11 protein-coding genes and 2 pseudogenes are annotated in these 14,044 nt (G+C 57.7%); 8 read left to right on the top strand and 5 right to left on the bottom strand.

What is annotated here, in order from left to right:
• Positions 1-290: 290 nt before the first annotated feature.
• The 7 genes from VSX56_RS18085 (at position 291) to VSX56_RS18055 (ending at position 8,112) form a co-directional block, all read left to right on the top strand.
• Positions 291-1,328, top strand: a complete 1,038-nt coding sequence (locus VSX56_RS18085; RefSeq protein WP_350939023.1) for an extracellular solute-binding protein — start codon at positions 291-293, stop codon at positions 1,326-1,328.
• A gap of 67 nt (positions 1,329-1,395) precedes the next feature.
• Positions 1,396-2,448, top strand: coding sequence for an ABC transporter ATP-binding protein (locus tag VSX56_RS18080; protein ID WP_350939022.1), 1,053 nt, complete (start codon positions 1,396-1,398; stop codon positions 2,446-2,448).
• Complete coding sequence (locus VSX56_RS18075; protein WP_350939021.1) at positions 2,445-3,314, top strand: ABC transporter permease; 870 nt, start codon at positions 2,445-2,447, stop codon at positions 3,312-3,314. Before VSX56_RS18080 ends, VSX56_RS18075 begins: the two co-directional genes overlap by 4 nt.
• A 110-nt stretch (positions 3,315-3,424) precedes the next feature.
• Positions 3,425-4,168, top strand: coding sequence for an ABC transporter permease (locus VSX56_RS18070; protein WP_350939020.1), 744 nt, complete (start codon positions 3,425-3,427; stop codon positions 4,166-4,168).
• A gap of 81 nt (positions 4,169-4,249) precedes the next feature.
• Positions 4,250-5,551, top strand: a complete 1,302-nt coding sequence (locus VSX56_RS18065) for an NAD(P)/FAD-dependent oxidoreductase (RefSeq protein WP_350939019.1) — start codon at positions 4,250-4,252, stop codon at positions 5,549-5,551.
• A 10-nt stretch (positions 5,552-5,561) separates the two neighbouring features.
• Positions 5,562-6,482 (top strand): 2-hydroxyacid dehydrogenase, encoded by a 921-nt coding sequence (locus tag VSX56_RS18060; protein WP_350939018.1) that lies wholly within the window; start codon positions 5,562-5,564, stop codon positions 6,480-6,482.
• Positions 6,483-7,926: 1,444 nt separating this feature from the next.
• Positions 7,927-8,112, top strand: a complete 186-nt coding sequence (locus VSX56_RS18055) for a hypothetical protein (RefSeq protein ID WP_350939034.1) — start codon at positions 7,927-7,929, stop codon at positions 8,110-8,112.
• On the opposite strand, the pseudogene VSX56_RS18050 reads toward VSX56_RS18055, so the two are convergent.
• Positions 8,052-8,376 (bottom strand): annotated as a pseudogene (locus tag VSX56_RS18050) (integrase core domain-containing protein); the annotation flags it as partial. The gene VSX56_RS18055 and the pseudogene VSX56_RS18050 sit on opposite strands and share 61 nt — an antisense overlap.
• Positions 8,377-8,459: 83 nt before the next feature.
• On the opposite strand from VSX56_RS18050, the gene VSX56_RS18045 reads away from it, so the two are divergent.
• Positions 8,460-9,577, top strand: a protein-coding gene (locus tag VSX56_RS18045; protein ID WP_350939017.1) for an IS3 family transposase whose coding sequence is annotated in 2 segments (ribosomal slippage) — positions 8,460-8,715 and positions 8,715-9,577 — 1,119 coding nt in all. Because the reading frame shifts where the segments join, the coding sequence is not laid out codon by codon here.
• A gap of 1,550 nt (positions 9,578-11,127) precedes the next feature.
• Here VSX56_RS18045 and VSX56_RS18040 read toward each other — a convergent pair.
• The 4 genes and pseudogenes from VSX56_RS18040 to VSX56_RS18025 form a co-directional block, all read right to left on the bottom strand.
• Positions 11,128-11,778, bottom strand: coding sequence for a hypothetical protein (locus tag VSX56_RS18040; protein WP_350939016.1), 651 nt, complete (start codon positions 11,776-11,778; stop codon positions 11,128-11,130).
• A gap of 173 nt (positions 11,779-11,951) precedes the next feature.
• Positions 11,952-12,419, bottom strand: a complete 468-nt coding sequence (locus VSX56_RS18035; RefSeq protein ID WP_350939015.1) for a hypothetical protein — start codon at positions 12,417-12,419, stop codon at positions 11,952-11,954.
• Between the two features lie 265 nt (positions 12,420-12,684).
• Positions 12,685-13,473: pseudogene (locus VSX56_RS18030) on the bottom strand (transposase).
• A gap of 237 nt (positions 13,474-13,710) precedes the next feature.
• The coding region (locus VSX56_RS18025) for a transposase (RefSeq protein WP_350938335.1) at positions 13,711-14,044 on the bottom strand (334 nt) is incomplete at its 5' end.

Raw genomic sequence — 14,044 nt, 5'->3', positions numbered from 1 at the left:
CACCACATTTCCCTGCCATATCCCGCGCTGTGGCCTCGGTCATGGCACCCAGCGGCAGCACCCGGGCCACCGGGACCATGAAAGCTGCAATTAATGACATTCCTTCAGATGCTTGGACCGACCCGCCCCGCTATCGGGGACCGTCTCCGTGGGACATCAGCCCCCGGCCGCACCGCGCCGAGCATAACATTATCGCATACAAGCGTTGCTTGAGACCTAGCGCAGGCCTCGCCCCTATGAGGGCAGATCCCGCGTCAGCAAGGCGGGACGCCACAACAGGGACTCCGAACATGACCAGACCGTACACACTCGCCGCACTGCTCGTCGGCTCCACCATCGCCGCGCAGGCCCTCGTTTCGAAGGCCCATGCCGAGAACATCGTCGTCTCCGGCTACGGCGGCCTGTGGAGCGAAACCTTCGAGACCTGCTTCGCCGCTCCCTACCGCGAAAAGACCGGCAACACCGTCTCGATCACGCTGGGCGCGCCAAACCAATGGGTCAACCAGCTGGCCGCCGCGACCGGCAAGCCGCCGATTGACCTGCTGATGATCAGCTCGAGCGGTGCCCTGGACGCCATCGACAAGGGCCTCGTCGAACCCATTGACGAGGCGCGTGTGCCGAACTACGCTCGCATTGACCCGCAGTTCCGCGACTTCACCAAGGGTCTCGGCTCGGTCTATGTCTACGGTGCGATGGGCCTGACCTACGATACCCGCACGGTCGAGACGCCCCCCGCCACTTGGGAAGACTTCGTTGAAGGCACCGTCGAGGGCAAATGGCGCGCCTCGATCCCGGGGCTGAACTACGGCTCCAGCGGCCTCGCCTCGACCGTCTGGATGCTCGAGCATGTGGCGGGCGGCAACACCGACAACGTCGATCACGCAATCGAGGACATCCGCCGGATGCGCGCCTCCGGCAACCTGATCTTCTGGAACAACGCCAACGACTTCATCAACCAGATCAGCTCCGGCGAGGCCGATATCGGCATGTATTGGGACGGTCGCAGCTGGGCCTTCATCGACGATGGCCACCCCGAGATCGCCTATGCCAACCCCGCGCCCGGTTCGGTGGCGGCAATGACCTGGGTGCAGAAGCTGAAGGGCAGTCCCGACACCGCCTGGGACCTGATGAACATCATCCTGTCGGCCGAGGGGCAGTCCTGCTACACCGAGAAGATGCGCTACGGCATGTCGAACATGGACGTGACCTATTCGCCCGAGGTGACACCGCAGATCACGAAGCTCGACGAGATCGTCATCCCTCCCTTCGCCGAGATCACGGCGGAACTGCCCAAATGGGTCGACCAGTGGAACCGCACCATTCAGTGACCGGATGAACTGGGCTGGCGTCCTGCCGGCCCGCACACCTCCCTTCCCCCGCCTGCAAGGAACTCTCATGACCCAATCCATCTCGCTGCGACTGCGCGGCGTGTCGAAATTCTATGGCCAGGTGCAGGCGCTCAAGCCGCTCGACCTTGAGGTCGCGCCAGGCGAGCTTCTGTCGCTGCTGGGCCCCTCCGGCTGCGGCAAGACCACGACGCTGCGGATCATCGCCGGGTTCGAAACGCCCGACCGGGGCGACGTCCTGCTTGGCGACCGCGATGTCACCGACCTGCCGCCGAACCAGCGCGACCTGGGGATGATGTTCCAGAACTACGGGCTGTTCCCGCACATGAGCGTCGTCGACAACGTGGCCTTCGGGCTACGGATGCGCGGCATGGGCCGGGACGCACGGCGACGCCGGGCGCTGGAGATGCTGGACACCGTGCGCCTCGTGGATTTCGCCGACCGGATGATCGGGCAGATGTCCGGCGGCCAGCAGCAACGCGTCGCCCTCGCCCGGGCGCTCGTCACCGATCCGAAACTTCTGCTGCTGGACGAGCCACTCGGCGCGCTGGACAAAAACCTGCGCGAGCAGATGCAGTTCGAGCTGCGCGAAACCCAGAAGCGACTTGGGATCACCACCATCCTCGTCACCCACGATCAGGAAGAGGCCCTGACGATGAGCGACCGCATCGCGGTGATGCGTGGCGGCGAGGTGATGCAGATCGGCAGCCCGACCGAGATCTACGCCCGTCCCCGCTCGCGCTTCGTGTCGGAGTTCCTGGGGTCCTCGAACCTCTTCGAGGTGGCCGGACGCACTGCCGGCGGCATACGACTGGCGCTGAACGGCGCCGTGGTGCCCGCGCTGGCACCCACTGGCGCCACGGGTCCCGTCGCCGTCCGCCCCGAGCGGCTGGCACTCGGCCCAGCAGGCACCGGCACACTCGATGGCACGCTGGCCGACGCGGTCTTCCGTGGCAGCTATGTCACCTGCGAGGTGATGCTGCCGGGGCGTGAAACGCCAGTGATCGTGCAGGCCGCAGCCGGCACGGCCCTGCCGCCACCTGGATCATCCGTCGCGCTGATCTGGCCCGAAGACGGCGCGGTCGTGCTGGAGGACGCATGATGGCAGACCCCGTTCCGCTCAAGCCCCGCCGCCGCGCCGGTTTCCGCCTCGCCAACCCACGCTGGTCGCTGCCGGCGCTGATCTTTCTCTTCACCTTCTTTGTTGCGCCACTGGCCCGAAACGCCTGGGTCAGTCTCTCGGGCGAGGGCGCAACGCAGTCGGGGATCTTCGACTACTACCTACGCCTTTTCACCGACCCGTTCTATCTGGGCGTACTACTGGAGACACTGAAGGTCTCGGTCGTGACCACGCTGCTCTGCCTGCTGGTGGGCTACCCCGTGTCCTATTTCATGGTCCACTACGCGGGCCGCTGGAACACTCTGATCGTCTTCTGCCTGGTCGCCCCGCTGCTGACCTCGATCATCATGCGCACCTTCGGCTGGCAGGTGCTGTTCGCGCGGCGCGGCCTTGTGAACACCTGGGCGATGGACCTCGGACTGATCGAGCGCCCGCTGAATATCCTCGACAGCCCGGTCTCGGTCTATTTCGGGTTGGTACATGTCCTGTGCCCCTTCATGGTGCTGTCGATCACGGCGGTGCTGCAAGGGCTTGACCGTCGGTTGGAAGAGGCCGCCTGCGTGCTGGGGGCCGGGCCATGGCGCAGTTTCCGAAACGTTACCTGGCCGCTCGGCCTTGAGGGCGTGCTGACCGGCTCGATACTGGTCTTCGTGCTGACCAACGGAATGTTCCTGACCATGCTCCTGCTCGGCGGCGGCACGGTGAAGACGCTCGCGCTGCTGGTCTACCAGCAGTTTAACCTGACCCAGGACGTGGGCTTCGCCAGCGCCATGGGCAACGTGCTGCTGATGATGGCTCTGCTCGGGCTGTTCGTGCAATCCTGGATCAAGCGCCGGAGTATCGTCTGATGGTCGCCCTGCCTTCCGCGGACGACGCGCATACCACCGCCCCCATCGCAACGCGCCGCCGGCGCCGATCACTCGCCCCGCTGCTTCTCGGCCTTTGGGTTGCGGTCTTCGTGATCTTCCTTGTCACGCCGATGATCGCCGTCGTCGCCGTCTCGTTCTCGGATGCGTCCTTCATCGTCTTCCCGATCCCAGGCGTGTCGCTCCGCTGGTACGAGCGCGTCTTCAGCTATGCCCCCTTCATGGAAAGCATGCTGACCAGTCTCGAGCTCGCGGTCTCGGCCACACTCGTCGGCGTGGTGCTGGGCATTCCCGCCGCCATCGGCGTGGCGCGGTCGCGTAGCCGCATCGCGACGGCGATCGGCAATGCACTGCTGACGCCGCTGTCGATGCCCGGTATCGTGCTTGGCTTCGCGCTGCTCTATTACCTGTCGGCACTGCGCATCCAGGCAGGGTTTCTTGCGCTGCTGATCGCACATTCCATGGTCGCCATCCCCTATGTGTCACGCACCGTGCTGGCGGTCTACCGTGCGATCCCGGTGACACAGGAAGAGGCCGGAACCGTGCTGGGCGGGAACCGCTGGCAGGTCCTGCGCCACGTCGTACTGCCACAGGTCATGCCCGGGGTCTTCGCGGGCGGCATGTTCTCGATGCTGATTTCCTTCGACAACCTGCCGCTGTCCTACTTCTTCGGAACCGCGCAGACCAATACCTTGCCGGTGGTGATCCTGAGTTACATGGAAAACCAGTTCGATCCCTCGATCGCGGCGGTCAGCACCCTGCAGATGATCATCGCGCTGGCCGCACTCCTGGTGATCCACCGCACCTACGGCATAGAACGGCTCACCGGCGTGTGACGCGCCCCGGGCGGGCCCGGCAGCCGCCGGGCCGCTCCTCTACAACCGCGAGAGACCTCGCAAACGACAAGACAGGACCAGATGTTCAACGATCGAGGCGGCCCGATGCTGCACAACTACTGGACTAACGCCGCCCCTTCCTATCGCCCGCGGACAGCCCCCCTGCCCCCCGCGGTCGATGTCGCCGTCATCGGCGGCGGGTTCTCTGGCCTCGCCGTCGCCGAGGGGCTTGCCCGCGCGGGGCGCTCGGTGGTGGTGCTCGAGGCGGGGACGATCGGCCACGGCGCTTCGTCGCGCTCGGGCGGCATGGTCGGGCCCAGCTTCCACAAGCTCGGCCTCGCAGGGCTCACTGCCCGCTATGGCCAGACCCGGGCAGAGGCGATCATGCGCGCCGGGATCGATGCGCTGGACCATTGCCAGGACCTGTTCCAGAGCCTCGGCGTGGACGTCGACCTGGCCCTGACAGGCCGCTTCCGCGGCGCACGGACCGAGGCCGACATGACCGCGATGATCGCCGAATGCGAGCGGCTGCGCGTTGCGGTCGGTCTGCAATACGACGTCGTCGCCCGGGCGGACTTGGCCGGCCAGACCGGTGCCGCCTGCTATGTCGGCGGGGTGCGCTACCCCCGCGACGGCGGCATCCACCCGGTGAAACTGGTGCAGGCCGGGGCCGCCCGCGCCGAGGCCGCGGGCGCGCTCCTGCTGCCGCAGTCCCCGGTGGCGGGCATCTCGGGCGGCCCCGGTGCCTTCGACATCGCCATACCCGACCGCAACCTCCGCGCTGCGGAGGTGGTGGTCTGCACCAACGGCTATTCCGGCGCCGGCGTACGGGCGATGCGGGAGCGGGTCGTCCCGATCGACATCACCGTCGCCGCCACGCGCGATCTCGGGCCGGAGCGGATCCGGCAGATGTCGCCCCGGCTTCAGATGCATGGTGAAACCGGTCGAGTCTTCACCTGGTCGCGCCCAACGCCCGATGGCCGTCGCTTCATCTTCGGCGGGAGGCTCTCGACCGTGACGGCAGGTCTTGCCCGGCAACAGGCGCAGGTAGCCGCCGCCGTCGGCCGCATCCACCCGGACCTCCGGGCGGACGACTTCGAACAGATATGGACCGGGCGCATCGCCTATACGACCGATCACGCCCCGCATCTGAACCGGGTCGACGGGCTGTGGCTGATGGGCGGCTATTGCGGGTCGGGCGTCACCCGCTCGTTCTTCTTCGCCGACAAGCTCGTCCGGAAGATGACCGGCCGGGCGGGCGGCGAGACACCTTTCGACGATCTCGACTTCCCGCGCGTGCCCTTCCGTCCCCTGGCGCCCTTCGGCGCTCGCCAGATGACGAAATACTACGCCTGGCGTGATCGCCGTGACAGGCGGGCCTGAGGAGACGAACATGATCTTTCTGAATGCAGCCGCGGGCGAAGACCGCCACGCCGCTCTGGTTGAGGCCATTGGCCGTGCCCTGCCTGACGTCCCGGTCGTCCGACCCGACAACGGCATGGACCCGGCCCGGATCACCGAGATCTTCACCTGGCTGCCGATGCCCGATTGGCAGGTCTATCCGAACCTGCGCACGGTCTATTCGGTCAGTGCCGGGATCGACCAGTTCGCAGACCTGCCCGCCCATGTCCGCCTGGTGCGCATGGTAGATCCGAACAATGCCCGCCGGGTCTGCGAATTCGTGCAGGCCGCCTGCCTCGCCTGCCTGCGCAACCTGCCGAAATACGCGGCCCGACAGGTAACCCGCGACTGGGTGCCCGCGACGGCGCCCTTCATGTCTGACACCACCGTCGGCATCCTCGGGTTGGGCGAGATCGGCGCGATGACGGCCGGTCGTCTGGCTGCGATGGGCTTCTGCGTGGAGGGCTGGTCCCGCACGCCTCGGCAGATCGACGGGGTCGTCTGCCACAGCGGTGCCGATGGGCTCGACGCCCTGCTTGCGCAAGCCGACATCCTCGTATGCCTCCTGCCCCTGACGCCGTCGATAACGGGCATCCTCGACGCCGGGCTCTTCGCGCGGATGAAGCAGGGCAGCAGTCTTGTCCAGGTCGGACGCGGTGCGCATTGTGTCCTACCGGACCTGCGCGCCGCGCTGAAAAACGGCCAGCTGTCGCAGGCCATGCTCGATGTCTTCGAGACCGAGCCCCTACCCGCCGAACATCCCGGCTGGGACCTGCCGAACTGCCTAGTGACCCCACATATTGCCGGTCGCATCGAACCTGCGAGCGCGGTGGCCAACATCGTGACGAACCTGTGCAGGGACCGCGCGGGCGAGCCGCTGCTCTGGCAGGTGGACCGCGAGAAGGGTTACTAGTGTGCATGGCCTGTCGCCACTGAAGCCATCCGTCAACCCTGATAGGGCTTGGCTCGAAAAAAAGGGAATGATGCCCCCCATACCTAGATGACTGATGCAGCAGGGTTTCGGCATTGCCACGGCGCCTGACGGCCATCACCAGCTTCCGCTCTGGCTCAAAGCCGTCCCTTCGACAGCGATCAGGGGATATGTGTGCCACGAGCGTGTCGAGGAAGACGCGCACCTTCGCTGAAAATTGCGATGGCTGAGATAGAGGACGTGTACTTAGGCGCCATAGATTTGGTGATCGGCAAGCACTCAGGACCGCATACATCTCCGCGGTTGAGGCGAAGGGACGCTTGCAGAAGTCGATGATGCGGTGGTGACCGAGGTGCAGGTCGGCCGAATACCAGTAGACCATATCTGTGCCCACCGTACTCGTCAGACCGCAGTTTAGGGACGAGATCACACCGGCGCAAATGCCTGTTAGTTCGTAAGGATTCTGGACGATGAGGCGTTAGGAATGTCAGCTGTGATGTTCGATTTAAATTGGAATCAAAGAACCAAATGAACCACTGTTTTCATTGACTTTATTTGCTTTCATTCAATGAGAACTTAAACTTTATTCGCGATGACTTGAAACCCAAAGCTCACCGACTTCTCTGGCTGGCAATACCTTCAGGTTAAATGTCTCCCCGATACGGCTCACAGTTTCACATAAGACACATAGGACACATAGAAGCTTTTGACCGTCCGATTTTTGGGGGCCACTTCACGGCTCTAACGACAATCAAGCTCCGCAGGACAAGCAAAGGATGCATAAAGGTAATATCGATGAACAGATATCAGCTCTTCCCGAACGAGTTGCCAGTTTAGCGAGAATGAGCTCCAATTTATGGAGAACGTCATAACTGAGTGGGGCAAACCACTCATATAGCCCTCAAGCTATGTCCCGAGTTGGTTAGCTGAGTAACTTTATAAGTTTTTAAACCAGAATCATTTCAACTTGAAGGCGCATTCCTGATATCGCCTGGGGGGGCGCTCAAATGAACCTTACACACGTTGCCGCGGTCCTGAATCGCGATCCAAAATCTGATACCGATAGTCTCGATGACATTGTGCAAATGCTCATAGAAAGTGCCAAATCATCCAATGTCCGAAAAGCTCGCAGAAGTTCAACACGGAGCTGTTTGACATGACTTATAATGCACAATCACGGCAATTTATTCTTGGCAATCTGACCGATAGAGGTCTAGAATCAACCATACGTTGTCATGAGCGGTTCTAAACAGGCATTCAGGTGCGGGCGAAACGTTAGAATCTCGCACCTGAAATAACCAGCCCTATCCCCAAATTGCTCTTCAATTTCCATCAGCGCTAACTTAGGCGCCTGATCGACGCATTGTGCGTGTGAGCGTCATAGGGGCCTTTTAGGAAGTATCTAGCCAAAAATTAGGAGTAACAGATGTCAAGTGGCTATGAGAAATATGAATTTGGCATTCCGCTAGATAGTTCGAAGCGGACGTTCTTGGATTTAGTTCTGATGATTTTAATGTTCGGCTTAGGCGCAGCATCCGTTGCAATTTCGAGCTACTTCTTTATTTGCGCCGTTGTGTCAGCATCTATTTCTTCTGGCGAATTATTCATGTGAGCCGAAAGCTGGTCTACCCCACTCGGGTGGTCAGGTTCAAAAGTTAGTGCATCTTGGGCCTGTGGACGATAGCGCAAGAAGCAATTCGGGCTTATTATAATGCGTGCTCCAGCGTTCGATGAGGATCTGGGGCTCTCTCAACGAGTAGAAGGCCTCCCCATCGAGTAATTCGTCCCGATGTCTTGCGTTAAAGCTCTCCACGTAACCGCTCTCCCAAAGTGGTCCCGGCTCAATAACGGCAATTTTGGCACCCACCGCGACGATCTAGTTGCGGAGCTGTGGTCTTGCCCCCCTGAAGTGGTCCATCTTTTGGGCTAGTATATCCCGCATGATGGAGGACTACTTAGATGGCAGACAAACGCGAAAAGCCGGAAGACATTGTCATGAAGCTGCGTCAGGTTGAGGTCTTGCAGGGTCAAGGCGCGAAACTGGCAGATGCGGTGCGCCAGATTGGCGTAACCCAACAGACCTATTACCGTTGGCGTCGTGAGTTTGGCGGGATGAACCGCGACCCGCTCAAGCGGCTCGAGAAAGAGAATACGCGGCTCAGACGGGCCGTGTCGGATCTGACGCTCGACAAGCTAATCCTGACGGAAGCGACGCGGGGAAACTTCTAAGCCCGCAGCAATGCCGCCAGTGCATCGACCATGTCCGCTCGGCGCTCGGCATCTCCGAACGCCGTGCCTGTTGGGCTTTGGGACAGCACAGATCGACCCAACGCAAGATCCCACTCGGTCGTCAGGACGAAGCCCTACTGACCGCTGACATCACCGAACTGGCACGGCAATACGGATGCTATGGCTATCGCCAGATCACGGGCCTTCTGGTTCAGGCGGGATGGTGCGTCAACCACAAGCGGGTCGAGCGCATTTGGCGACGCGAGGGGCTTAAAGTTCCGCAAACGCAGAAGAAACGCGGGCGGCTCTGGCTGACGGATGGCTCCTGCGTGCGGCTGCGGGCCGAGCGGCCAAACCACGTCTGGTCATACGATTTCGTCCAGGACCGGACGGCAGACGGGCGGGCTTACCGCATGCTCAACATTGTCGATGAATTCACCCGGAAGGTACTGGTGATCCGCGTCAAACGCAAGCTCAACTCGGTCGACGTCATCGACGCGCTGACCGATCTATTCATCCTTCACGGCTCGCCCGAGTTCATACGGTCCGATAACGGGCCCGAATTCATCGCGACTGAGCTTCGCAACTGGATCGAGGCGGTGGGGGCTATAACGGCCTATATCGAGCCGGGGTCACCTTGGGAGAATGGGTATGCGGAGAGCTTCAACGCCAGACTTCGCAACGAGTTACTGGATGGAGAGGTGTTCTATACGCTGAGAGAGGCTCAGATCCTCATCGAACGCTGGCGCAAGCATTACAACACGGTGCGCCCGCACAGTTCGCTGGGCTATCGCCCACCAGCACCAGAAAGCATCATGCCAGTAGACCAAAGGCCCACGATGCACTAATTTTTAGACCGGACCACTAAAGTGGGGCAGATCACTGCCGCCCGCCTTCGTCGAAACTTTCAGTCGCGATGATCACAATACATGCAGGTTCTGTTAGTGGTCTTACCATACCCACAACCTGAACAGTACTTTTTATTATACAAATGCACTGCACTTCGTCGCTTCGCTTGGACAACTAAATAGCAGGCGAATAAAAACAAAAAGAGCAAAATAGCCAGTGTGAGGTTTTTATAGTATATGGAAACCAAACTAGCGATGCTAACTAAAGCAGGAAAAGAAAACGAAAAAACTCTATAAATACTTGTGTTGTCCATAAAGTATTTTGGCATCACATATCTCATATAAATAATACGAATTATTAATAACACAACAAAAACAAAAATAAAATAGTTAATTAGATAAACTAGAAAGTGAATTGTGATTACCAATAGCGCACGTTGCACTACTCGGGTGGCAAGACGCTCCACCCCTTGTCACAGCAAGCCGTAGGGCGAATACTGTGATCTCGGCTCGTTTCAGGCCGAGAAGCGGTTCATGCTAGCGGTGCTGATCTGGGTTTCCGCGGTCTGGCAGTCCGGATCTTATGAAATTATCCTGTTGCCAAAGAGCTTCAAGCGGTTCATCTAAGCCACAATACGACCTCGCGCCTGATAGCCCGCACATTGCTTTCAGATCGATTACCCCAGTCATCACGTCACCTACAAAATCTCTTTTCAGAATATCGCGGCGCGGCCGTCCGGCTTCTAAGAACGGTCATTGCGACAGATCGAAATGAGAGGCTCTGCTTCACATTCAAGGATTGCTGCGCATCAGTGGCGCGGGTCATAGACTTCATCTATGACGATGATTTCGATCTCTTCTACGGAGGACATCTGCTACAGTAGTTACGGTAGCACTGGACTACCGACTTACCTAACCGGGGTAGATTTGATCGTGCAGATTTCACCTTTGGCCGTACCAGTGCAAGATGTCCCCCAAGCCGCACTCGCAAGCACGACGCACCATTACTGCGCGAAAACCATTCTCCATCGCCGCAAACACGAATGCCGGTAACCTGCCCCACTTAAGTGATCCTGTTGGAAAGCTGGTGCATCGTGAGCCTGCGGTTTATGGGCACGATGTTCTCGGGTACTGTTGGGCGATAACCCGACGCGCTATGCTGGCGCACCGTGTTGCAATGCTTGCGCCTGCGTTCGATAAGGATGCCGTTCGACGAATGACTCCAGACAGATAGACGAAATGAGCCTGACCTCTGGTCCGGGCATGGTCAATTCCCGGTCCCAGAAACGAACACCTGCTCTGGCTTCCATCGCCACGAGGCTAGGCGGAAGCCTAGCGAAGAATTATAGTAACTGACTTCGCGGGTACTTTTTGGAAAGAACCGCTCTGCCAGCGATATCTCCTCCATAGACTTAAAACACATTCTACGCCAAATTCAGCCCGACGGTGATATCCTCAAACATAACCGCCTCGCACAATGCATTATTGCGCTTCCACTTGGCATAAAGATGCAGTTTGGGTGCGATTGGATAATTCAACGCTAGAAAATTTCACCCATGTAAATAATTTTGCCACATCGGAGGAGCACCGGAGAGCTTTCCTTTCGGACACACCCACCAAGCATACTTCAAGACTTCGAACTTCTCAGGAGAGAATGAGTATGAGCTCCCAACGTACCTAAACAATCGGTACCCCCCAATATCTATGCGACCCGAAGCGCCGAACCCAAATTTATTTATAAAAACCCGATCTACCACATGTGAGGTCAATTCAACTTCTTCGCCATTCAATAACAAATCAGCGCTCTCTATCACGTCTCTCCATTCATCGTGTGAGAGAGTTCTCTTTCTTAATATCTCCATTGATCTATCAATTATTTCGGGCTCACTCCTAATGTACCTATCCAGTCTAAACACATCTTTATTAGATGTTTTATGTCGCTGATCAATCATGCCTGCAAGAAATAGCTTTTTTAGAAGCCTTGCACCATTCGGTGTCAATCGGTCAAGAGCATATGAATCTTGAAGCAAAGCACCCTGTCTATCAGCAGGCTCTAGCAGAAGCCCATTATAATTTATTCTTCCACCTTTTAACAAAAGAACTTCTTCGAGCACTTTTTTGGCCAGCGTAGATTTGACATCAGGAACCAGCCTAATAACTTCAGATCTTTTCTTACAAAGCGTCGGCAATATGAAAGACATGTGATCCTCATCGACCTTTCTTCGCAGTTAAAAGGTATAAAAATCCCAAACTATCTATGGAGCACTACTAAATACATATGAAGTTTTATGGCTAAAACGGCGCCGAGTACTAACTTAAAACACCGAATTCGATTGCAATAAAACATAAATTCCAAACGAAAAATATATAATGATTAATGGATATTATTTTTATTGATTTTTTTAATAACTCCCTCCAATTTAAGATCAGACCCAGGGTTTATTTTTGCGCAATTTCCTAGTTTAAAGTTAGCGTTCGCTTTTGCCATGTCTAAAGTGACTTCTTGAAACCCCATGTCCGAATGACCGTGAAATTTCCCACCTGTACACTCTACATAATTAATCTTCCAGTCTTCCAATTCAATCTTAAGTTTAAACGCGAGGTTTAGATAATCGCGCGGCGTCAGCCGTTTCATCATTTCTTTTCCGACCAAGTCAGCCCGCGAGCTGTTCCAGTACATGTCACGTGCTTCATAAAGACATCTATGCATTGAATCTGAAATGGGTAAATCTTTGGGTTCAATATTCGTATTGTTAGCATCGAGCAAAAGGAACCGATAAGGGCTTAGCCTAACACTTAAGATCATACCTGGACAAACCAATCTATAGACCGACGTGCTCATGCGACACCTCATTGGAAAATATGACTAAAAAAACTAAATGGGTACGGCGCCAGCTAAACAGACTTAGAGTAAGTAGAATTTAGCGGCGACAAATTTAGCACTGTTGCATAGCAACAAAATTACTATATGTGATTTAGGCCTCACTGTCGAGTTTTGCCAAGACGCCCGCCTAACTTTGAATATTATCTGACTTAATTTCGTCCATTCGTTGGACCTTGCTGCGCTGATTTGACGGTAGAGCGATCTCCCCCTTTCCCTGTCGGCCTCAGGCGACTGCCTCGATCTCGGCCAGTCAAAGGCCAAGCAGCGGTTCATGATGGCGATGCGAATTTTGATATCCACGAGCCGGCAATCAGGGGCTCGTGATATGATCTGACCACCGAATTGCTTGAGGCAGTCCATCTAGGCCTCGACGCGACTTCGCGCGTAATAGCCGGTCCATTTTTCCAGATTGATAGATCCAGATATTGCGTCGCCCATAAGATCGAGTTTCACGATATCGCGGCGAGGTAGTCCAGCTTCTAGGCGCCATCGGTAGTGACGGTTTCGATCTTTCCCCAAACCGGGATCTGCGAGAGGAGCTCTGGCAGGATCAGGCTGTCCCTCTGCCGGCTGGAGATGAATTTGGCCGCGCGGATGTCTCCAATGCCCCGTCCATCGCAAGATTAACCGTGCGCCACTCGCGTCTACGCGTCAGGCCATGCTTACGCGAAAGCCATTCAACTTCGTTTCGAAAGCGGATCACAGTGCTGTCGATAAGCAAATTCAAAGGTCCCTTAGAGCGGCGACATGGGATCTACACCGCGGTACTGGCCTGACGGCGGCATAGCGTCGAATAATACGGCACAGGTCAGTCCAACCTGGCCAGTTTGATCAGGCTCGGGACCAGACCGACGGTCTGGCGAACGCGCAGGCGCAACAGCAATTTCAGCGTCAGGCAGATCTGTATAGCACCATCGGAAGTAGTCCCAGTTCGCCTGCGCATTGCGCTGCGCTCCGCATTCAAGGTCAGCTGCGGATCGAACCAGACCGACGACAAGCCACGTCCCAGCAGTGCCGCGCTGTAGTCGGACCGGGGAAGCGAATGGCGAAAGGCCGCGACATGCCAACCTTTTAAACCTCAGCACGCACAGACTGAATCCGCCTCACCGATATTCGCAACATGTATGACCACCCTTTGCGCAGGAGGGTTTTTAGTTTCGTTGCTGCACTCGGAAGCCAATATTTGATCGTGTCCCACCTGATGGTGTAGCTCATAGCGGGCCTCGTGCTGACTGGCGGGCCGAGCTGATCAGTCGCGCTGCGCTGCAGGCAAGCTGACCACGACATCATCGCAGATTGGCGCCAGCGTTTCCAGTGTCATGTATCGACCGCGCTGGACGGTCCATTCCTCGGTCTGCTCCATCAGGATGGCCCCAACGAGGCGGCGGATCGAAGCCTCATTAGGAAAGATCCCGACCACGTCCGTACGGCGCTTGATCTCGCCGTTTAGGCGCTCAATCGGATTTGTGCTGTGTAGCTTCGTTCGATGCTGCTGGGGAAAGGTCATGTAGGCCAGCACATCCTCCTCGGCGCCGTCCATGAGGGTCGCCAGCTTTGGCAGTTTCGGACGCATCTGATCAGCG

The sequence above is a fragment of the Thioclava kandeliae genome, assembly GCF_040297545.1.
In the GTDB taxonomy this organism is placed as follows: domain Bacteria; phylum Pseudomonadota; class Alphaproteobacteria; order Rhodobacterales; family Rhodobacteraceae; genus Thioclava; species Thioclava kandeliae.
The sequence above is the reverse complement of the archived record's forward strand: the minus strand, read 5'-3'. Positions and strand labels throughout refer to the sequence as shown.

What these genes read in the sequence shown, in the direction of transcription:
- VSX56_RS18035 (WP_350939015.1), bottom strand. Translation starts at nt 12,419, where the DNA reads ATGAGCACGTCGGTCTATAGATTGGTTTGTCCAGGTATGATCTTAAGT.
- VSX56_RS18055 (WP_350939034.1), top strand. Translation starts at nt 7,927, where the DNA reads ATGTCAAGTGGCTATGAGAAATATGAATTTGGCATTCCGCTAGATAGT.
- VSX56_RS18080 (WP_350939022.1), top strand. Translation starts at nt 1,396, where the DNA reads ATGACCCAATCCATCTCGCTGCGACTGCGCGGCGTGTCGAAATTCTAT.
- VSX56_RS18060 (WP_350939018.1), top strand. Translation starts at nt 5,562, where the DNA reads ATGATCTTTCTGAATGCAGCCGCGGGCGAAGACCGCCACGCCGCTCTG.
- VSX56_RS18075 (WP_350939021.1), top strand. Translation starts at nt 2,445, where the DNA reads ATGATGGCAGACCCCGTTCCGCTCAAGCCCCGCCGCCGCGCCGGTTTC.
- VSX56_RS18040 (WP_350939016.1), bottom strand. Translation starts at nt 11,778, where the DNA reads ATGTCTTTCATATTGCCGACGCTTTGTAAGAAAAGATCTGAAGTTATT.
- VSX56_RS18065 (WP_350939019.1), top strand. Translation starts at nt 4,250, where the DNA reads ATGTTCAACGATCGAGGCGGCCCGATGCTGCACAACTACTGGACTAAC.
- VSX56_RS18085 (WP_350939023.1), top strand. Translation starts at nt 291, where the DNA reads ATGACCAGACCGTACACACTCGCCGCACTGCTCGTCGGCTCCACCATC.